At 68.9% G+C, this 19458-nt stretch carries 17 protein-coding genes; 10 read left to right on the top strand and 7 right to left on the bottom strand.

Features of this window, described 5'->3' with window-relative positions:
- Positions 1-88: 88 nt before the first annotated feature.
- Positions 89-406, top strand: a complete 318-nt coding sequence (locus CFB46_RS11220) for an Mpo1-like protein (protein ID WP_027784243.1) — start codon at positions 89-91, stop codon at positions 404-406.
- A 16-nt stretch (positions 407-422) separates the two neighbouring features.
- Here the strand turns inward: CFB46_RS11220 and CFB46_RS11215 are convergent, their stop codons facing one another.
- The gene (locus CFB46_RS11215) at positions 423-1751 is read right to left on the bottom strand and encodes a YihY family inner membrane protein (protein WP_027784242.1); all 1329 of its coding nucleotides are present in this window, start codon (positions 1749-1751) and stop codon (positions 423-425) included.
- Positions 1752-1894: 143 nt separating this feature from the next.
- Here CFB46_RS11215 and wrbA point away from each other — a divergent pair, with 143 nt between their 5' ends.
- From wrbA to CFB46_RS11195, 4 genes are read left to right on the top strand one after another with little or no spacing between them, the layout of a single operon-like run.
- Positions 1895-2515, top strand: a complete 621-nt coding sequence (gene wrbA, locus CFB46_RS11210) for an NAD(P)H:quinone oxidoreductase (RefSeq protein WP_027784241.1) — start codon at positions 1895-1897, stop codon at positions 2513-2515.
- On the top strand, positions 2512-2904 hold the full coding sequence (locus CFB46_RS11205) for a DUF2069 domain-containing protein (protein WP_027784240.1): 393 nt from the start codon (positions 2512-2514) through the stop codon (positions 2902-2904). Before wrbA ends, CFB46_RS11205 begins: the two co-directional genes overlap by 4 nt.
- Before the next feature lie 18 nt (positions 2905-2922).
- Complete coding sequence (locus tag CFB46_RS11200) at positions 2923-4344, top strand: FAD-binding oxidoreductase (RefSeq protein WP_027784239.1); 1422 nt, start codon at positions 2923-2925, stop codon at positions 4342-4344.
- Between the two features lie 25 nt (positions 4345-4369).
- The gene (locus CFB46_RS11195; RefSeq protein ID WP_027784238.1) at positions 4370-5200 is read left to right on the top strand and encodes a metallophosphoesterase; all 831 of its coding nucleotides are present in this window, start codon (positions 4370-4372) and stop codon (positions 5198-5200) included.
- A gap of 58 nt (positions 5201-5258) precedes the next feature.
- Here CFB46_RS11195 and CFB46_RS35865 read toward each other — a convergent pair whose 3' ends face one another.
- On the bottom strand, positions 5259-5411 hold the full coding sequence (locus CFB46_RS35865; RefSeq protein ID WP_174429583.1) for a hypothetical protein: 153 nt from the start codon (positions 5409-5411) through the stop codon (positions 5259-5261).
- A gap of 117 nt (positions 5412-5528) precedes the next feature.
- Positions 5529-6470, bottom strand: a complete 942-nt coding sequence (locus tag CFB46_RS11190; RefSeq protein WP_027784237.1) for a LysR family transcriptional regulator — start codon at positions 6468-6470, stop codon at positions 5529-5531.
- Between the two features lie 157 nt (positions 6471-6627).
- Between CFB46_RS11190 and CFB46_RS11185 the strand changes: the two genes are divergently transcribed.
- The 4 genes from CFB46_RS11185 to CFB46_RS11170 are packed head-to-tail and all read left to right on the top strand — an operon-like array spanning position 6628 to position 11570.
- On the top strand, positions 6628-8262 hold the full coding sequence (locus CFB46_RS11185) for an efflux transporter outer membrane subunit (RefSeq protein ID WP_256980653.1): 1635 nt from the start codon (positions 6628-6630) through the stop codon (positions 8260-8262).
- A 15-nt stretch (positions 8263-8277) separates the two neighbouring features.
- The gene (locus tag CFB46_RS11180) at positions 8278-10482 is read left to right on the top strand and encodes an FUSC family protein (protein WP_027784236.1); all 2205 of its coding nucleotides are present in this window, start codon (positions 8278-8280) and stop codon (positions 10480-10482) included.
- Positions 10479-10682 carry a DUF1656 domain-containing protein gene (locus CFB46_RS11175; protein WP_027784235.1) on the top strand — a complete coding sequence of 68 codons (204 nt, stop codon included), beginning with the start codon at positions 10479-10481 and terminating at the stop codon, positions 10680-10682. The genes CFB46_RS11180 and CFB46_RS11175 overlap by 4 nt, the downstream gene beginning before the upstream one ends.
- Before the next feature lie 12 nt (positions 10683-10694).
- Complete coding sequence (locus CFB46_RS11170; protein WP_027784234.1) at positions 10695-11570, top strand: efflux RND transporter periplasmic adaptor subunit; 876 nt, start codon at positions 10695-10697, stop codon at positions 11568-11570.
- 36 nt (positions 11571-11606) lie between these two features.
- Here CFB46_RS11170 and CFB46_RS11165 read toward each other — a convergent pair whose 3' ends face one another.
- Positions 11607-12635 carry an EpsG family protein gene (locus CFB46_RS11165; RefSeq protein ID WP_175888552.1) on the bottom strand — a complete coding sequence of 343 codons (1029 nt, stop codon included), beginning with the start codon at positions 12633-12635 and terminating at the stop codon, positions 11607-11609.
- Positions 12636-12816: 181 nt separating this feature from the next.
- Complete coding sequence (locus CFB46_RS11160) at positions 12817-14490, bottom strand: methyl-accepting chemotaxis protein (RefSeq protein ID WP_027784232.1); 1674 nt, start codon at positions 14488-14490, stop codon at positions 12817-12819.
- Between the two features lie 401 nt (positions 14491-14891).
- Between CFB46_RS11160 and CFB46_RS11155 the strand changes: the two genes are divergently transcribed.
- Positions 14892-16130, top strand: a complete 1239-nt coding sequence (locus CFB46_RS11155; RefSeq protein WP_027784231.1) for an MFS transporter — start codon at positions 14892-14894, stop codon at positions 16128-16130.
- A gap of 78 nt (positions 16131-16208) precedes the next feature.
- Here the strand turns inward: CFB46_RS11155 and CFB46_RS11150 are convergent, their stop codons facing one another.
- Positions 16209-17006: a 5'-methylthioadenosine/adenosylhomocysteine nucleosidase gene (locus CFB46_RS11150; protein WP_027784230.1), complete on the bottom strand. Its 798-nt coding sequence runs from the start codon at positions 17004-17006 to the stop codon at positions 16209-16211.
- On the bottom strand, positions 17003-19366 hold the full coding sequence (locus CFB46_RS11145; protein ID WP_027784229.1) for a UvrD-helicase domain-containing protein: 2364 nt from the start codon (positions 19364-19366) through the stop codon (positions 17003-17005). Before CFB46_RS11145 ends, CFB46_RS11150 begins: the two co-directional genes overlap by 4 nt.
- Positions 19367-19458 lie beyond the last annotated feature (92 nt).

Here is a 19458-nt window from a genome sequence, read left to right as displayed (position 1 = left end):
CGGGCCGGCGCGGCGGTCCGCCGCCGCTTGCGGACGCGGGCCGCCGGCCGCACAATGGCCTCATGAACGGCGGCCCGAGGAGACGGCCATGGCGCATACGCATACGGAGCAATTCGCCAGCTTCGCTGACTTCTACCCGTATTACCTGAACGAGCACCAGAACCTGACGTCGAGGCGGCTGCACTTCATCGGCTCGCTCGGCGTGATCGGCTGCGTCGCGATGGCGGTCGCGACGGGCGACTGGCCGTGGCTGCCGGCGGCGGTCGTCTGTGGCTACGGGTTCGCGTGGGTCGGACACTTCTTCTTCGAGAAGAACCGCCCGGCCACGTTCCGGCACCCGATCTACAGCCTGATGGGCGACTGGGTGATGTTCAAGGACATCTGCACCGGCAAGATCCCGCTGTAACCTGCCCGCCCCGCCTTCACGCTGGCCGCGGCGGCCGCGCGTGCGGGTCGGCCACGCCCGGCGCCGGACCGGCGCTCCCGGCCGGCTGCGCGCCCGCGAGCCGGTGCGCGGCGATCAGCGACGCGAGCGTCACGTCGAACCGGTCGCTCGACAGCACCGCGAGGAGCGCCGCGCCGTCGACGTGGCTGCGGCGCCGCTGGAGCTGGTAGGTCAGCTCCGTCCGATCGATCACCAGCACGTCGAACAGGTGCGCGAGCGTCAACTGTTCGGGGTTCGCGAGCAGGATGTAGCGCGGCGTGGCCTCGCCGTCGCCGTCGAGCCGCGCCACCCATTCCCGCTCCTCCATCGTCGTCAGCAACCGTTGCGCGGTTTCCATGTCGCAGCGCAGCATCGTCGCGAGCCACATCGCCGTGTGGCCGCGCTTGCCGGCCGCGCGCGCTTCGGCCAGCCGTGCGAGCAGTTCGAGCGCGTCGAGCAGGTCGCTGCCCGGATAGTGGATGCGGTGGAACTGGCCGACACGAATCGCCGGCAGCGCCGACGCCACCATCGCGCCGAGCAGCGCGATGAACCAGCTCAAATAGACCCACAGCAGGAACACCGGCAGCGCCGCGAACGCGCCATAGACGGCCGTATAGGTCGGAATGCGCCGGACGTAGTAGCCGAAGCCGCGCTTCGCGAGTTCGAACGCGATGGCCGCGAACAAGCCGCCGATCACCGCGTCGCGCCATGCGACCGCGCAGTTCGGCAGGTACACGTACAGCAGCGTGAACGCGAGCACCGTCAGCGGCAGCGACGCGAGCGCGAGCAGCCACTCGACGATCGACGTGGACGACGCCGCGCCGGTGAATGCGAGCGACTGCGTGAACAGGTACGACGAGATCGACAGGCTCACGCCGAACAGCAAGGGCCCGAGCGTGATCAGCGCCCAGTACGCGAGCACGCGCTGCGCGAACGGCCGCGGCTTGCGCACGCGCCAGATCAGGTTGAACGCCGATTCGATCGTCATCATGGTCATCACCGACGTGACGACGAGCACGATCAGGCCGGCCGTCGTCAGCCCCTTGGCCTTCGCCGCGAACTGGTTCAGGTACTTGAAGATCTGGATGTTGAACTGCGCGGGCATCAGGTGATCCGCGAGGAACCCCTGCAGCGAGATCTGGAACGACGCGAACATCGGAAACGCGGTGAACAGCGCGAACGCGACCGTCACGAGCGGCACGAGCGCCAGCATCGTCGTGAAGGTCAGGCTGCCCGCCACTTGCGGGATGCGATCCTCGGCGCTACGCCGGGCCGCGAACTGCGCGAGGCGCTTGATGGTGACGAAATCCACGCTCAACTTCGGCAAACGGCTTCTCCTTCCTGATGCTGCGCGTCACGGCGCGCCGCCGCCGCGCTGCGCGACGGCTTCAGCCCCTATAATAGCCGCTCGATTCCAGCAGGGGCCGACTGCACCGGGCACGCGCGCGGCCGCACGCGGCTCCGTCGCCCATGAAAGACATCCTCGTCCTCTATTACAGCCGGCACGGCGCCACGCGCGATCTCGCGCTCGCGATCGCGAACGGCATCGACAGCGTGCCGGGCATGCAGGCCCGCATCCGCACCGTACCGCCCGTGTCGGCCGTCTGCGAAGCCACCGCCCCCGACATCCCGGCCGACGGCCCGCCGTACGCGGAACTGCGCGACCTCGAGGAATGCGCGGGCCTCGCGCTCGGCTCGCCGACCCGCTTCGGCAACATGGCCGCGTCACTGAAGTATTTCCTCGACGGCACGACGCCGCAATGGCTGTCGGGCGCGCTGACCGGCAAGCCCGCGAGCGTGTTCACGTCGACGGGCAGCCTGCACGGCGGCCAGGAATCGACGCTGCTGTCGATGATGCTGCCGCTGCTGCATCACGGGATGATGATCGTGGGGATCCCCTACACCGAATCCGCCCTCAGCACGACGCGTACCGGCGGCACGCCGTACGGCGCGTCGCACGTCGCGCAGCACGATCGCTCGGCGCCCGGCGGGCTGTCGGCGGACGAGAAGGCGCTCGCGGCCGCGCTCGGCGTACGGCTCGCGCGCGCCGCCGCGGCCCTCGCCGGCGCCCAGGCCGCCGAGGCGGCATGAACACCCCCGCCCGCCCCGCCGTCGCGGCCCGGCCGCGCTATGCGCTGGCCGCCGCCGCGTGTCTCGTCGCGCTGATCGCGCTGTCGCTCGCGTGGGAGCTGTGGCTCGCGCCGTTGCGCCCCGGCGGCTCCGCGCTGATGCTCAAGGCCGTGCCCCTCGCGCTCGCGCTGCCCGGCGTCTGGCGGCGTAACATCTATACGATGCAGTGGGCGAGCATGCTGATCCTCGTCTATCTTGCCGAAGGCATCGTGCGCGGCATGTCCGATCGCGGGCTGTCCGCGACGCTCGGCTGGTGCGAGACCGCGCTTGCCGTCGGCTTCTTCGTGGCGGCGCTGGCTTATGTCGCGCCGTTCAAGCGCGCGGCGAAAAAACCGCGCGCCACGTCCTGACCCTTACGCGACAAGGTGATGATGTCCTCCGAAGCTTTCGTTTCCGCGTGCCGCGACGCGATCGGCGCCGACCACGTGCTGACCGATCCGCACGATACCGAACCGTTCCTGACCGACTGGCGCCGCCGCTACAAGGGCGCGGCATGCGCGGTGCTGAAACCCGCGAACACGGCCGAAGTCGCGGCGCTCGTGAAGCTCGCCAACGCGCACGGCGTCGCGCTCGTGCCGCAAGGCGGCAATACGGGCCTCGCCGGCGGCGCGACGCCCGACGCGAGCGGCAGCCAGGCCGTGCTGAGCGTCGCGCGCCTGAACCGCGTGCGCGCGCTCGATCCGCACAACAACACGATCACCGTCGAAGCCGGCGTGATCCTCGCCGACGTGCAGGCGCGCGCCCGCGAAGGCGGCCGGCTGTTCGCGCTGAGCCTCGCGGCGGAAGGCAGCTGCACGATCGGCGGCAACCTGTCGACCAATGCGGGCGGCACCGCGGTACTGCGCTACGGCAATGCGCGCGAGCTGTGCCTCGGGCTCGAGGTCGTGACGCCGCAGGGCGAGATCTGGGACGGACTGCGCGGACTGCGCAAGGACAACACGGGCTACGACCTGCGCGATTTGTTCATCGGCGCCGAAGGCACGCTCGGGATCATCACGGCGGCGGTGATGAAGCTGCATCCGCTGCCGGCGGCACAGGTCACGGCGCTGGCCGCGCTCGAATCGCCGCACGCGGCGCTCGATTTCCTCGCGCTGGCGCAGCGCGCGGCCGGGCCGCTGTTGACCGGCTTCGAGCTGATGTCGGATTTCTGCATGCAACTGGTCGGCAAGCACTATCCGCAACTGCGCTACCCGTTCGCGCAGACCCATGCGCAAACGGTGCTGCTGGAGCTGTCCGACAACGAAAGCGAAGCGCATGCGCGCGCGCTGTTCGAGAAACTGATGGAAGAAGCGTTCGAGGCCGGGCTCGTGGTCGACGCGGTGGTCGCGGAGAACCTCGCGCAATCGCGTGCGTTCTGGGACCTGCGCGAGCACATCCCGCTCGCGCAGGCCGATGAAGGGCTCAACATCAAGCACGACATCGCGGTGCCGATCTCGTCGATCGCACGCTTCATCGACGAGACCGACGCGGCGATCCAGCAGGCCGCGCCGGGCGCGCGCATGGTCACGTTCGGCCACCTCGGCGACGGCAACCTGCACTACAACGTGCAGATGCCCGAAGGCGGCGATGCGAAGGCGTTCCTCGCCGCGTTCCAGGCGCCGATCAACCGGATCGTCTACGACAACGTGCACAGCCACCACGGCACGATCAGCGCGGAGCACGGCATCGGCCAGCTGAAGATCGACGACGCGCAGCGCTACAAGTCGCCGGTCGAAACAACGCTGATGCGCACGCTGAAGGCCGCGCTCGACCCCCGCGGCCTGATGAATCCCGGCAAGGTCCTGCGCTGAAGCCGCCTACTCCGGAGCGAATCCCGTGAAAGTCCGCGTTCTGTCCGACCTGCATCTCGAAAACGACCTGCCCGACGCGATCCCGCATGCCGACGCGGATCTCGTCGTGCTGGCCGGCGACATCCACAACCACGCGGAGGGCCTGCGCTGGGCCGCCGAAACGTTCGACCTGGCGGTGCCGGTGATCTACGTGCCGGGCAACCACGAGTATTACGACGGTGAATTCGGCGCGCTGGAGTCGTCGATGCGCGACGCGGCGCGAGCGCTCGACAACGTGCATTACCTGAACAACGGCGTCTATATCGATCCCGAACAGCGCTTTCGCGTGCTCGGCACGACGCTCTGGACCGATTTTTCGCTGTTCGGCACCGACGACGCCAGCGTCGCGAGCGCAATCGACGCGGGGCTGCGCGTGATGCTCGATTTCAAGGGATTGATCCAGGTGACCTGGCCGCACGACGCGGCGCTGCATGCGGCACCGGGCGCGGCGGAACGGGATTTCGCGCCGGCCGACGCGATCGCGCTGCACCGGCAAGGTCGCGCATGGCTGGAAGCGCAACTGGCGGCGCCGTTCGCCGGCAGGACGATCGTCGTCACCCATCATGCGCCGCACCGGCGCTCGCTGGCGGAACGCTATGCGGAAGATCTGGCGTCGGCGGGGTTCGTCACGGACCTGGCGGAACTGGTGCGCCCGCCGGTGGATCTGTGGCTGCACGGCCACACGCATACGTCATTCGACTACGCGGCGGACGGCGGCACGCGCGTGGTGTGCAATCCGCGCGGCTACCTTCACCGACGCACCGGCGAATGGGAAAACCCCGCGTTCGCGTGGGACAAGGTCGTCGAGCTCGGCTGAGCGCCGGGCCGGGCGGCCGCGTGGCGCGGCCTTGCCGGCCCGAAGCGCGACGGCAGGATCAGCGGCCGGGGCGGCGCGGATCGCGCACGCGGACCGGCACGGGCTTCATCTGCGCCTTCGCCTTCATCGCACGCAGCAGGTCGCGGGTCGCCGCCGCGGCGGCAGCCGCGCCCAGCAGGACGCCAAGGCCGATCATCAGGTGCGTATCCATTGCTACTCCGGTGTGGTGTATCTCGTTAATTCCAACAGTATCAAACTGTCTGACACACGTTCGTAAAAAAATGTTGCGTGAAGGACAAATCTCGTCAGATTGCGGTCGCCCGCGCTGTCATGTCGCACGCGTGTACTGTTCGAGCGCGGCTTCGTCGGCTTCGAGCGTGAGCGGCAACGTTTCGCGCAGGAAATCGACCCAGGTCCGGATTTTCGCGTCGAGGTACTGGCGCGACGGATACAGCGCGTAGATGTTCATCACGTGCGACCGGTACTCGGGCATCACGCGCACGATGTGTCCGCTGCGCAGCCAGCCGATCGCCGAATAGACCGGCAGCCCGCCGACGCCCATCCCCTCCCGCACGGCCACCGCGAGCGCCTCGGCGACGTTCACGCGGAACGGCGACGCCGTGACCGACACGACCTCGTCGCCGTCCGGCCCCGCCAGCGCCCATTCGTCGAAGTGAAAGCCCGGCGCGACCATCCCGAGGCACACGTGCTGCGCGAGATCGCCCGGCCGCTGCGGCACGCCGTGCGACTCGACGTAGCCCGGCGATGCACACACGACGCTATAGCTCTCGCCGAGCCGCTGCGACACGAGCCCCGAATCGGGCAGATCGCGGCCGACGACGATCGCGACGTCGTACCCCTCGTCGAGCAGGTCGGGCATCCGCTGCGCGAGCGTCAGCTCGACGTGCACGTCCGGATAGCGCTCGCGGTAGCGCGCGATGGCCGGCACCAGATAGTGCTGGCCGAGGCTCGTGAAGCAATGGACCTTCAGCTTGCCGGACGGCCGCGCATGCGCGTCGCCCGCCTCGGCTTCGGCCTGGTCGACGTACGCGAGGATCTGTTCGCAGCGTTGCAGATAGCGCTCGCCGGCTTCGGTCAGCGCGATCCGGCGCGTCGTGCGGTTCAGGAGACGCGTGCGCAGGTGCGCCTCGAGATCCGAGACCGCGCGCGACGCGTAGGCGGTGGTCGAATTCATCTGCTGGGCGGCCGCGGTGAAGCTGCCCGCGTCGACCACGCGGACGAATACCCGCATGTTTTGTAGCGTATCCATCCTGTTACCCCCATGAATCCGGAGGGATTGTTGCACAGGGTCGAACAAATATTATCTCAGGATTCGTAAAAATGACTTGCACCGTTGTCCGTTTATTCAGGAATCGCTGAAAAATATAATCGCCTCCGACTCATCTATATCCGAAAGGGAGAAAATCGTGCAGTCTCCGGCGACAAAAGGGACGCTCGCACTGGCGGTTCTTGCAGTCTCATTAATAATGGCCGGTTGCGCGAGCATGGGCGACAACAAGACCCAGTCCACCCGCATCGAGGCGAACGCGCTCGACGCAGGCGCGGCGATCCGCGCGGCCGACCGCGACGCGGGCTGGCCCGCCGCCGACTGGTGGCGCGCGTATCGCGATCCGCAGCTCGATGCGTGGATCGCCGCCGCCCAGGCCGGCAACCCGACCCTCGCGGCCGCCGAGGCCCGCGTGCGCGAAGCGCAGGCGATGGCGCGCGTCGCGCGTTCGGCCGAACTGCCGCAGATCAACGGCAACCTGTCGCTGATGCGCGAGCACTGGCCGGACAACGTGTACTACGGCCCGGGCCCGCTCGCGAATGCCGACACCTGGAACAACACCGGCACGCTCGGCCTGTCGTACCACCTCGATCTGTGGGGCAAGGACAAGAACGCGACCGAGCGCGCGCTCGACACCGCGCATGCGAGCGCCGCCGACGCACGGGCGGCGAAGCTCGAACTCGAGGTCAACGTCGTGCGCGCGTATGTCGGCATGTCGATGAACTACGCGCTGCTGGATCTCGCCCACGAAACCTTCGAACGCCAGCGCGCGCTCGCCGATCTCGCACGCAAGCGGCTGCAGGCCGGCCTGGGCACGCAGCTCGAAGTGAGCCAGGCGGAATCGACGCTGCCCGACTACGAACGCCAGATCGACAGCTATGAAGAAGCGATCCAGCTCGCGCGCCACCAGCTTGCCGCCCTCGCCGGCAAGGGCCCGGGCGCCGGCGACGCCATCAAGCGGCCGCAGCTTGCGCTCGATGCGCCGGCCGGATTGCCGTCGGCGCTGCCGGCCGACCTGCTCGGCCGCCGCCCCGATGTGGTCGCGGCGCGCTGGACGGTCGACGCGCAGGCGCGCGGCATCGACGTCGCGAAAGCGTCGTTCTACCCGAACATCGACCTGCTCGCGACGGTCGGCGGCTTCGGCGTGACCGCGCCGTTCACCGACTTCCTGCGCGCGATGAACGGCGGCTGGACGGCCGGCCCCGCGCTGTCGCTGCCGATCTTCGAAGGCGGCCGGCTGCGCGCGCAGCTCGGCGCCGCGAATGCCGGCTACGATCAGGCGGTCGAGCGCTACAACCAGACGATCGTCGGCGCGCTCAAGGACATCGCCGACCAGGTCGTGCGGATCCGCTCGCTCGATACACAGAAGAAGGACGCCGCGCGGTCGGTGGCGGCCAACGATCGCAGCTATCGACTGTCGCGCGAAGGCTTCCGCCGTGGGCTGACCGATTACGTGAACGTGCTGGTCGCGCAACAGCAGCTGCTGCGCGCGCAGGAAACGGCCGCCCGCATCGACGCGGAACGCCTCGCCGCGCACGCGCAGTTGATGGCCGCGCTCGGCGGCGGAGTCGAGACGGGCAAAGACGTTCCGGCGGAGGACCCACCCGCCGGCGGCGCCGCCCCGTCGGGCGCGAAGCCCGCGGCGGCCGTTGCCCGGCCCGAGGCGTTCGCCGCTGCCGGCGCGTCCGGCACGTCCGGCACGTCCGGCACGTCCGGCACGACGTCCGGCACGTCCGGCACGTCCGGCACGTCCGGCACGTCGGCCGCACGGTAACGCGGAGCGCCCGCCATGTCAGCCTCCTCCCCCGCTTCCACGCCCGCCGGCGGCCCGTTCGCGGCCTGGTATGCCGCGTTCGGCGACTGGGCCCGCACCGACGGCGCCGCGTGGCTCTACCTGTTCAAGGCGCTGCTCGCCGCGTTCATCGCGACCGGCGTGTCGATGCGGCTCGACCTGCCCGCACCGAAAACGGCGATGACGACCGTGTTCATCGTGATGCAGCCGCAAAGCGGCGCGGTGCTCGCGAAGAGCTTCTACCGCGTCGCCGGCACGATCTTCGGACTGGTCGCGACGCTCACCTTCGTCGGGCTGTTTCCGCAGCAGCCGCAATTGTTCCTGCTGGCGGTCGCGCTGTGGGTCGCCCTGTGCACGGCCGGCGCCGCGCGCAACCGCAACTTCCGCAGCTACGGCTTCCTGCTGGCCGGCTACACGACCGCGCTGATCGGGCTGCCCGCGTCGCAGCACCCGGACGGCGCGTTCATGAGCGCGATGACGCGCGTGGCCGAAATCATGGTCGGAATCGTGTCGGCCGGCGTGGTCAGCGCCCTCGTGTTTCCGCAGACCACCGGCGAGCAGATGCGCACGACGGTGCGCAAGCGCTTCGGCAGCTTCGTCGACTACGTCGCGGCGGCGCTGTCGGGCCAGCTCGACCGCGAGCATATCGAAACCATCCATACGCGCTTCGTCGCCGACGTGGTCGGGTTCGAGGCCGCGCGCAGCATGGCCGTGTTCGAGGATCCGGACACGCGGATGCGCAGCGGACGCCTCGCGCGGCTGAACAGCGAGTTCATGAGCGCGTCGAGCCGGTTCCATGCGCTGCACCAGTTGATGAACCGGCTGCATGCGGCCGGCGCGCAGGCCGCGATCGACGCGATCGAGCCGTACTTTCGCGAGATCGCACCGCTGCTGCTGACGCCCGCCGGCGAACCGGTGCGCACGTCGGACGATGCGGGCCACGCGGCGGCGCAACTGCTCGCATGGCGCGACGCGCTGCCGCGCCGCATCCGCGCGACGCGCGCCGCACTCGAAACGCGGCCGGACTTTCCGCTGCTCGACTTCGACACGGCCGCCGAGCTGCTGTACCGCTTCATCACCGACCTGCACGAGTACGCGGCCACCTATGCGTCGCTGTCGACCGCGACGCACGAGCGCGAGCGCTGGATCGAGCGCTACGAGCCGCGCACCAATGCGACGGCGATGGTGATCGCGGCGATCCGCACCGCGACCGTGATCCTCGTGCTCGGCTGGTTCTGGATCGAGACCGCGTGGCCGAGCGGCGTGACGATGACGCTGACGGCGGCGGCCACCTGCGCGCTCGCGTCGTCGACGCCGCGCCCGACCGCGATGTCCGCGCAGATGGGCATGGGCACGGCGCTCGCCGTCTGCACGGGCTTCCTGCTGACGTTCGGCATCTATCCGCACATCGACGGCTTTCCGCTGCTGTGCGTCGCGCTCGCGCCGCTGCTCGCGATCGGCATCTTCATGACGCTGAAGCCGAAGCTCGCCGGCTACGGGATGGGCTACCTGATCTTCTTCAGCTTCCTCGCCGGCCCGGACAACATCACGCACTACGATCCGACCAGCTTCATGAACGATTCGCTCGCGCTCGTGCTGTCGATGGTGGTGTCGGCGATCGCGTTCGCGGTCCTGTTCCCGCCGACCGCGCCGTGGCTCAAGAAGCGGTTGTTCGCGGACCTGCGCCACCAGGCCGTCGCGGCCGGCCACGCGCGGCTCGCGGGCTTGCGCACGCGCTTCGAGAGCGGTGCGCGCGATCTGATGTACCAGGCGCACACGCTGTCGGCCGACCAGCCCGACGTGCAGCGCGACGCGCTGCGCTGGATGTTCGCGGTGCTCGAAGCCGGCAACGCGACGATCGACCTGCGTCACGAACTCGCGACGCTGCCGTCGGACCCGCGCTATGCGCCCGCGATGCCGTGGCGGCGCGCGATCGAGACGATGCGCGCCGCGCTGTCGGCGCTGTTCTCGAAGCCGAGCGCCGCGCGTTTCGACGCGACGCTCGCCGCGACCAACGCGGCGATCGACGCGACCCGGCAGACGCTCGATGCATTCGAGCCGTCGCGCGACGAGCGCCACCGGCTGCAGCGCATCCTGAGCCACCTGCATTTCGTGCGCACCGCGCTGCTCGACCCGGAATCGCCGCTCGAGCCGCTCAACCGCAATCGCCCCGTGCGTCCCCAACCAGGAGCCTCGTCATGATGCCGCGTGAAATCGCCATTCTCGATGCCTACATGCCCACGGTGGTGCTGATGTTCGCCCTCGGCGCGATCGCGACCTGGGCTGTCGACCGCCTGCTCGCCCATACGGGCCTCTACCGTCTCGTCTGGCACCCGTCGCTGTTCCGGGCCTGCCTTCTCGTCTGCATTTGCGGCGGACTGAGTCTTGCCGTTTACCGTTGATTCCGAACCATCATGATGCTCAGAAAACTCTTCGGCTTCGTCGCGACCGCCGTCATCCTTCTCGTCGCGATCCTCATCGGGCGCTCGCTGTGGGTCCACTACATGGACGATCCGTGGACGCGCGACGGGCGCGTGCGCGCCGAGATCGTCAACGTCGCGCCGGACGTGTCGGGCGCGATCGTCGAGCTGCCCGTGCATGACAACCAGCTCGTGAAGAAAGGCGACCTGATCATGCAGATCGACCCGTCGCACTACCAGATCGCGGTCGAGCAGGCGCAGGCGGCGGTGGCCGCCCGTCGCGCGGAACTGCAGATGCGCCGCGACGACGCGGCCCGCCGCGCGGATCTCGACGCGCTCGTCGTGTCGAAGGAAAACCGCGAGAACGCGGCGCACAGCGCGTCGAGCGCCGATGCGCAGTACCAGCAGGCCATCGCCGCGCTCGACGCCGCGAAGCTCAACCTCGAACGTACGCGCGTCGTGGCACCGGTCGACGGCTACATCACGAACCTGCAGACGTTCAAGGGCAACTATGCGGTGGCCGGCCAGGCGAAGCTCGCGATCGTCGACAGCCACTCGTTCTGGGTCTACGGCTACTTCGAGGAAACCAAGCTGCCGCGCGTGAAGATCGGCGCGCCGGCCGAAATGCGGCTGATGAGCGGCGGCGTGATGAAGGGCCGCGTGGAGAGCATCTCGCGCGGCATCTACGATCGCGACAACCCGCAAAGCCGCGACCTCGTCGCGGACGTGAACCCGACCTTCAACTGGGTGCGCCTCGCGCAGCGCGTGCCGGTGCGCATCAGGATCGACGAAGTGCCGGCCGACGTGGTGCTGTCGGCGGGCACGACCTGCACGGTCATCATCGATCCGGACCAGCAAAAGAAGTCGTGATCGCGCCGCGGCAGGGGGCACCCCCGCCCGGCTACGTCATTCCCAGAAGAACCGGTAAGGCAGGAACGGCGACGGGCCGAGCCCGTATTCGCCGAACATGTTGCGCAGTCGCATCGCAAAGCCGATTGCGCCGACCACCGTCAGCGCAACGATCACGTGCCGGCGACGCATGCGCGGCACGTGCTGCAGCGGCACGAACTGGCAGCCCATCGCGAACAGCACGAGCCACTGGAAACGCAGCCCTGCGTAGCTGATCCGCGCGAGCGCAAAGCTCGCGATCTCGCAGACGAACAGGAACACGAGCGTGCGCGGCATGCGCGCAAGCAGCACCCAGCCGGCCACGAGCGTCAGCCATGCAAGCACGAGCGGCGCGCTGCCCGACATCTGCGCGGGTGGCGTAAACGCCGCATAGAGGCCGATCTTCGCGAGCAGCGCGTCGTGATGCATCGCGAACAACACGCCGCCGATCGCGGCGGCCAGCCCCGCATAACGCAGCACGCGCAGCCGTCCCACCTGCAGCAACACGACGAGCAGCGCCGCCGAGACATGCATGCCGGCCGCCGCGGCCGTGAATGCGATCGACGCGCCGTGCCGCCTGCGCGCCCAGGCGTCCGACGCGAGTTTCGCGACACAGAACGCGATGCCGTAGCGCAGCCCGCTCATCGCCATGTCGTAGAAGAACAGCGGAAAGATCAGCGTGGCGAATACGCACGCGTCCTCGGTACTCCGGCCGAACGCGGCGACGCACGCGACGACGACCAGCAGCGACAGAATCGCAGTCGCGACGCGCGGATCGTGTCCGACCCATTCGAGCGCGCGCACGAGCCACACGAAGCCCGGTTCGAGCGTGCGCGGCACGACCTTGAGGTTTCCGCTCCAGATGCCGGCGATGATATTGCGGTAGATCGCCGTGTCGGTGCCCGTTTGGCCCCGCAGCACGGCGAACGTGGCGGCCGGCGCGATGCCCGCCGCAAGCCATCGCCATGCGGCGACGCGTGCGCGCATGCCGAGCGCGGCGGACGCGAGCATGCCCAGGTACCCGACAAGGTAAATCGTCACTGTCATTGTTATGACCCGCTCGGCGTGCACGCGGGTGTCGGTGCACACGCGCGGGTTCTGGCCCCCAACTGTGTGGACGCGCATTCTAAGGGATTGCGCGCAGGCCGACTGCCGGGTTTGTCACCAATCGACAGCATGCCGCCGATCTGCGCGCGTCACGGGCGGCCGACCCGCGACGCGGCGAGGCTCAGGCCGCGATACGAAAGCGCCCCACCAGCGACTTCAACGCCTGCGCCTGCTCGTCGAGCGCGTTCGCGGCTGCGGCCGCCTGCTCGACGAGCGCCGCGTTCTGCTGGGTGCCGGCATCCATCTGCGTGACCGCGCGGCCGATCTCGTCGATCCCCGCGCTCTGCTCGTCCGACGCCGCCGAGATCTCGCCGATGATGTCGGTCACGCGCTTGACCGCGCGTACCACGTCGCCCATCGTGCGGCCCGCGTCGTGCGCGAGCGCAGCGCCGTTCGCCACGCGCTCGACCGACGCGCCGATCAGTTCGCGAATCTCCTTCGCCGCGGTCGCCGAGCGCTGCGCGAGCAGCCGCACCTCGCCCGCGACCACCGAGAAGCCGCGCCCCTGCTCGCCGGCACGCGCGGCCTCGACCGCCGCGTTCAACGCGAGAATGTTGGTCTGGAACGCGATCCCCTCGATCGTGCCGATGATGTCGCGGATGTTCTTCGCGCTGTCGTCGATCTCGCTCATCGTCGCGACCACGCGCCCGACGACCTCGCCGCCCGTCTCCGCCACCGCCGACGCATTGGCCGCGAGCGTGCTCGCCTGCCGCGCGTTCTCGGCGTTCTGCCGTACGGTCGACGTGAGCTGCTCCATGCTGGCCGCGGTGCGTTCGAGCGCGACGGCCTGCTGCTCGGTACGCCGCGACAGGTCGAGGTTGCCGGTGGAGATCTCGCCGGAGGCGGCCGCGATCGCCTCGGCGCTCACCGCGATCTCGCCCACGGTGGCCGCGAGCCCGGTCTGCATCTCCGCCAGCGCGCGCACCATGCTGTCGCGGTCGTGCCGCGCGAGCGTGATCGGCCGCGTCAGGTCGCCGCGCGCGATGTCCGCGGCAATCTCCTTCGCGTGCGCGGGCTCGCCGCCGAGCTGCGACGCGAGGCGCCGCACGACGCGCTCGGCGATCGCGACGGCCAGCACGATCAGCGCGGCCGTCATCGCCGCGATCATCGCGAACGACGACGAAAAAATGGTCGCGGACGCATCGAGCGTCGCCTTCGACTTTTCGCCGCGCGTCTTCACGAGTTCGGCGACGAGTTTTTCGAGCTTGCCGGTTTCGACCAGCAGAGACACGTCCTGCGTGCCGACCTGCCAGTTCATCTGCGACAGGTCGAGCGGCTGCGCGCGCACGAGCGTGACGAAATCGCGCAGATGCGTGCTCCACGTGCCGACCGCCGTCGAGAATGCGTGCAGCCGCGCCGAATCGCCGGCATCGGCCGGATCCGCATGGCGCTGCAGCGTGCCGAGCGCCTGGCCGATCGACGCGAGCCCCGCGCTCACCTCGGCGCCGAGCTCGTCGCGCTCCTTCGCGGTGGTCGCGGTCAGCAGCATCTTCTGCGCGCGGCTCGCCCGCAGCACTTCGGCGCGGACTTCCTCGGCCGCACGGCTCGCGACGTGCCCCTGCGCGTAGACCGACGCGATCGACGCGTTCAGGCGGCTGATCTGCCACAGCGAAAACACGCCGATCGCGAGCGTGCCGGCCAGCAGGATCGCGAATGCGGCGCGCAACGTCGCCTTGACGGTCCACGGCCGGCGCGCGCGACGCGCCGCGTGCGCACGCCGAGCGGCGCGACCGCCGGCAACGTCGGGTGCGGCGGCGGCCGCACCGGCCGGTGGATGCAAAGATGCTGCTTTCATCGATCTACCCCGTATTGATCACGCTGCCGGAAAGGTCGGTCCGGCGTTCCCGCGACGGCTGGTCATGCCGCGCGTCATGCGCCCTGCCCGGCGGGTAGCCGGTGCCGGGCGCCGCGCGCCTGTTGTCATTGGGTCGTTCTACGGCCTGCGCCGCCGTTTCTTGAGTCCGGTAAAACACCACCCGGCCCGGCGCGCCCCGCTGACGCGGCTGACACGCCGCGAGCGTTATACCCGTTCAAAAAAGCATGCACCGGCCGATCCGCCACACGAATGTCCGATTCACGACAAAACTTGGCCTGACATTCTCGATACGCCACATTACACTTCTTTGACGCAGCAACGATCCAGAACGCGCCGGTCCCCAACAGAGCGCGCCAGCCACCTCAACTCGTTCAGCTCTCATGGAAACCAGCCTCGACTCCGGCTCCGCCGGCGCAACAGCCGCCCAGCCGTCCGCACCGCCCGTCGCCCGCACCGTCTATCCGGTGCTCGGCGCGATCAGCTTTTCGCACATGCTCAACGACATGATCCAGTCGTTGATCCTCGCGATCTACCCGATGCTCAAGAGCCAGTTCGCGCTGTCGTTCGCGCAGATCGGCCTGATCACGCTGACTTACCAGATCACCGCGTCGCTGCTGCAGCCGCTCGTCGGCCTCTATACCGACAAGCGTCCGAAGCCGTACTCGCTGCCGGTCGGCATGGGCTTCACGCTCGCGGGGCTGCTGCTGATGTCGGTGGCGTCGAATTTCCCGATGCTGCTGGTGGCCGCCGCGCTCGTCGGCTGCGGCTCGTCGGTGTTCCATCCCGAATCGTCGCGGGTCGCGCGGATGGCGTCGGGCGGCCAGCACGGGCTCGCGCAGTCGGTGTTCCAGGTGGGCGGCAATGCGGGCTCCGCGCTCGGGCCGCTGCTCGCCGCGCTCGTGATCATTCCGCACGGCCAGCACAGCATCGCGTGGTTCTCCGCGGCCGCCCTCGTCGCGATGATCGTGCTCACGCAGATCGGCCACTGGTACAAGAAGCATCCGTCGATGAAGAAGAAGGCCGCATCGGCCGGCCACCCGACGCTGTCGCGCGGCCGCGTGATGGGCGCGATCGGCGTGCTGGTGCTGCTCGTGTTCTCGAAGTACTTCTACCTCGCGAGCATCAACAGCTATTTCACGTTCTACCTGATCGACAAGTTCCACCTGTCGGTACAGGCCGCGCAGATCCACCTGTTCGTGTTCCTCGCGGCGGTGGCGGCCGGCACGCTGATCGGCGGGCCCGTCGGCGACCGGATCGGCCGCAAGTACGTGATCTGGGTATCGATCCTCGGCGTCGCGCCGTTCACGCTGCTGCTGCCGTACGCGAACCTGTTCTGGACGACCGTGCTGACCGTGATCATCGGCATCGTGCTGGCGTCGGCGTTCGCCGCGATCCTCGTCTATGCGACGGAGCTGATGCCCGGCAAGGTCGGGATGGTCGCGGGCCTGTTCTTCGGCTTCGCGTTCGGCCTGGGCGGCGTGGGCGCGGCCGTGCTCGGCCAGCTCGCGGACGCGACGAGCATCCCGTTCGTCTACAAGGTGTGCTCGTTCCTGCCGCTGATCGGCGTGCTGACGGTGTTCCTGCCGAACCTCGAAAGCAGCCGGCGCAAGAAGGCATGACGAACGACCGGCCGCGGCGTGCGCGTCGCGGCCGGTCGAACGGTACGAACGGTACGAACGGAGAATTCGACGGCGGCCTCAGGCCGCCGTCGTCGCGTGCAGCGTCAGGAAACGCTTGAGGATGCCGGACGAATAGCTGCTCGCGATCGCCGACAGGAAGTGCGAGAACGACTGCATCGCGTGATCGTCGGCCGTATCGGAGATCGTGCGCACGAGCGCGAACGGCACGTCGTGTTCCGCGCATACCTGCGCGATCGCCGCGCCTTCCATTTCGACCGCGAGCGCGTCCGGCAGCGCGTCGCGCAGCGCGACGACTTCCTGCTCGCTCGACACGAAGCGGTCGCCGCTGATGATCAGCCCCGCGTGCAGCGCCGCGCCGGCGAGCCCGAAGCGCTCGGCGAACCGCGCGCCCTCTTCGTCGACGAACAGCGCGCACGCAGCCCGCAAGCGGGCCGTCAGCGCCGCGTCGGTCGCGAAACGCGTGATGCCGAGCAGCGGCACCTCGTAGCGCGGAAAGAACGGCGACGCGTCGAGATCGTGCTGCAGCAGCGTATCGGCCACGACGACGTCGCCGACCCGCACCGTGCGCGACACGCCGCCCGCGACGCCGGTGAACACGACGCCCGACACGCCGAACACGTGGATCAGCGCGCTGACCGTCGCCGCGGCCGCGACCTTGCCGACCCGCGCGAGCGTGACGACGCAGGCGGCACCGTGCACGGTGCCGACGTGATAATCGCGGCGGCCGAGCGTGACCGTCTTCATCGCGCCGTCGGCGCGCATCGCGGCGATCAGGTCGCCGAGTTCCTCGGGCAGCGCGGCCAGAATGCCGAGCGGCCGCCCGGCAGGCGTAACGACCATGTCGACGTCCATCATTCCACCGCCTGCAGTTTCGCGACCGCGAGCGCGAGCCATTTCTCGCCGTGGCGCTTGAACTTCACCTGCGCCTTCGCATCGGTGCCGTTGCCTTCGAGCGCGGTGACCGTGCCTTCGCCGAACTTCGTATGGAATACCTGCTGGCCGACCCGGAAGCCGGCGTCGGCCGCGCGCTGCTTGTCCGCGAACGCCGGCAGCGGCGCGGACACGGCCGCATCGACGATCTGCTCGCGGCCGCCGCCGCCCGGCCGCGCGAACCAGTCGCGCCCGTAGCCGGCATTGTCCGAACGCCCGCCCCAACGCGACCCGGCCTCGACCTTCGGCGTCAACCACTTCAGCACGTGCTCCGGCAGTTCGTCGAAGAAGCGCGAGCGCACGTTGTAGCGGGTCTGGCCGTGCAGCATCCGGCTTTGCGCGAACGACAGGTAGAGCCGCTCCTTCGCGCGCGTGATCGCGACGTACATCAGCCGGCGCTCTTCCTCGAGGCCGTCCGATTCGAGCACGCTGTTCTCGTGCGGGAACAGCCCCTCCTCGAGCCCCGTGATGAACACGGCCGAGAATTCGAGCCCCTTCGCCGCGTGCACCGTCATCAGCTGCACGGCGTCCTGGCCGGCCTGCGCCTGGTTGTCGCCGGCCTCCAGCGACGCGTGCGACAGGAAGCCCGCGAGCGGCGTCATCGTGTCGGGGTTCTGCGCGGGGTCGGCGGGCGACGCCGGGTCGAGCACGTCCACCGCCGGATCGTCCGTCGCGGCGCCGAGCTCGGGCGCCGCGATCGCGCCCGCGCGCAGCGGAATCGAGCGGGCCGGCGTGTCGAGGCCGTAGCCTTCCTCGGCGATGAACGCGGTGGCCGCGTTCACGAGTTCCTGCAAGTTCTCGAGGCGATCCTGGCCTTCGCGCTCGCCCTGGTAGAAATCGGCGAGGCCGCTCGCGCGCACGATGTGCTCGACGGTGTCGGGCAGGTTCATGTGCTGCGTGTCGGCGCGCATCTTCGCGATCAGGTTCGCGAACCCGCCGAGGCTCGTGCCGGCCTTGCCGGCCACGTACGGAATCGCGGCGGCCATCGAGCAGCCGTACAGGCGCGCGGCGTCGGCCAGCTGCTCGATCGAGCGCGCGCCGATCCCGCGGGTCGGGAAATTGACGACGCGCGCGAATGCCGTGTCGTCGTTCGGGTTGTCGATCAGGCGCAGGTACGCGAGCGCGTGCTTCACTTCCTGTCGCTCGAAAAAGCGTAGGCCGCCGTACACGCGGTACGGAATGCCCGACGACATCAACGTGTGCTCGATCGAGCGCGACTGCGCGTTGCTGCGGTACAGAACGGCCACTTCGCTGCGCGCCATCCCGGTGTTGATCAGCGAACGGATCTCCTCGACGATCCAGCCGGCCTCCTGCGCGTCGGTGCTGGCTTCGTACACGCGCACGGGCTCGCCGTGGCCGGCATCGGTGCGCAGGTTCTTGCCGAGGCGGTGCGCGTTGTTCGAGATCAGCTGGTTCGCCGCGTCGAGGATGTTGCCGTGCGACCGGTAGTTCTGCTCGAGCTTGATCAGGTTGCGCACGCGGAATTCATCCTCGAAGTCGCGCATGTTGCCGACGTTCGCGCCGCGGAATGCGTAGATCGACTGGTCGTCGTCGCCGACCGCGAAGATCGCGTTCTCGCCGCCGGCGAGCATCTTGAGCCACGCGTACTGCAGCTTGTTGGTGTCCTGGAACTCGTCGACGAGGATGTGCCGGAAGCGCGCCTGATAGTGCGCGCGCAGCGGCGCGTTGTACGCGAGCAGCTCGTAGCAGCGCAGCAGCAGCTCGGGGAAATCGACGACGCCTTCGCGCTGGCACTGCTGGTCGTATGCCTGGTACAGCTCGACGAACTTGCGGTTGAAGTTGTCGGTCGCGTCGACCTTGTCCGGGCGCAGCCCCTGCTCCTTCGCGTTGTTGATGAAGTACTGGACGTTCTTCGGCGGGTACTTTTCGTCGTCGACGTTCGCCGCCTTCATCAGCCGCTTGATCGCGGACAGCTGGTCGGCCGTGTCGAGGATCTGGAAGGTCTGCGGCAGGCCGGCATCGCGCCAGTGCGTGCGCAGCATCCGGTTGCACAGCCCGTGGAACGTACCGATCCACATCCCGCGCGTGTCGATCGGCATCATCGCCGACAGGCGCGCCATCATCTCGCGCGCGGCCTTGTTCGTGAAGGTGACGGCGAGCACGGTGGGCGGCGATGCATAGCCCTGCTGGATCAGCCACGCGATGCGCGTGATCAGCACGCGGGTCTTGCCGCTGCCCGCCCCTGCGAGGATCAGCGCCGGTTCGTTCGGCAACGTGACGGCGGCGTGTTGTTCGGGGTTCAGATTGGCGAGCAGATCGGGCATGGAGCGGCGGCTAACGGGCGAGAAAAATGCGGACCCGCCATTATAAGTCGGCCGCGCGATACCGTTTCCGATCCGTTCGGCCGCGCGTCGCA

Origin of the sequence: Burkholderia sp. HI2761 (assembly GCF_002223355.1) — a bacterium.
In the GTDB taxonomy this organism is placed as follows: Bacteria; Pseudomonadota; Gammaproteobacteria; order Burkholderiales; family Burkholderiaceae; genus Burkholderia.
Note: the sequence above shows the minus strand (reverse complement) of the source record. Positions and strands in the feature narration are given on the sequence as shown.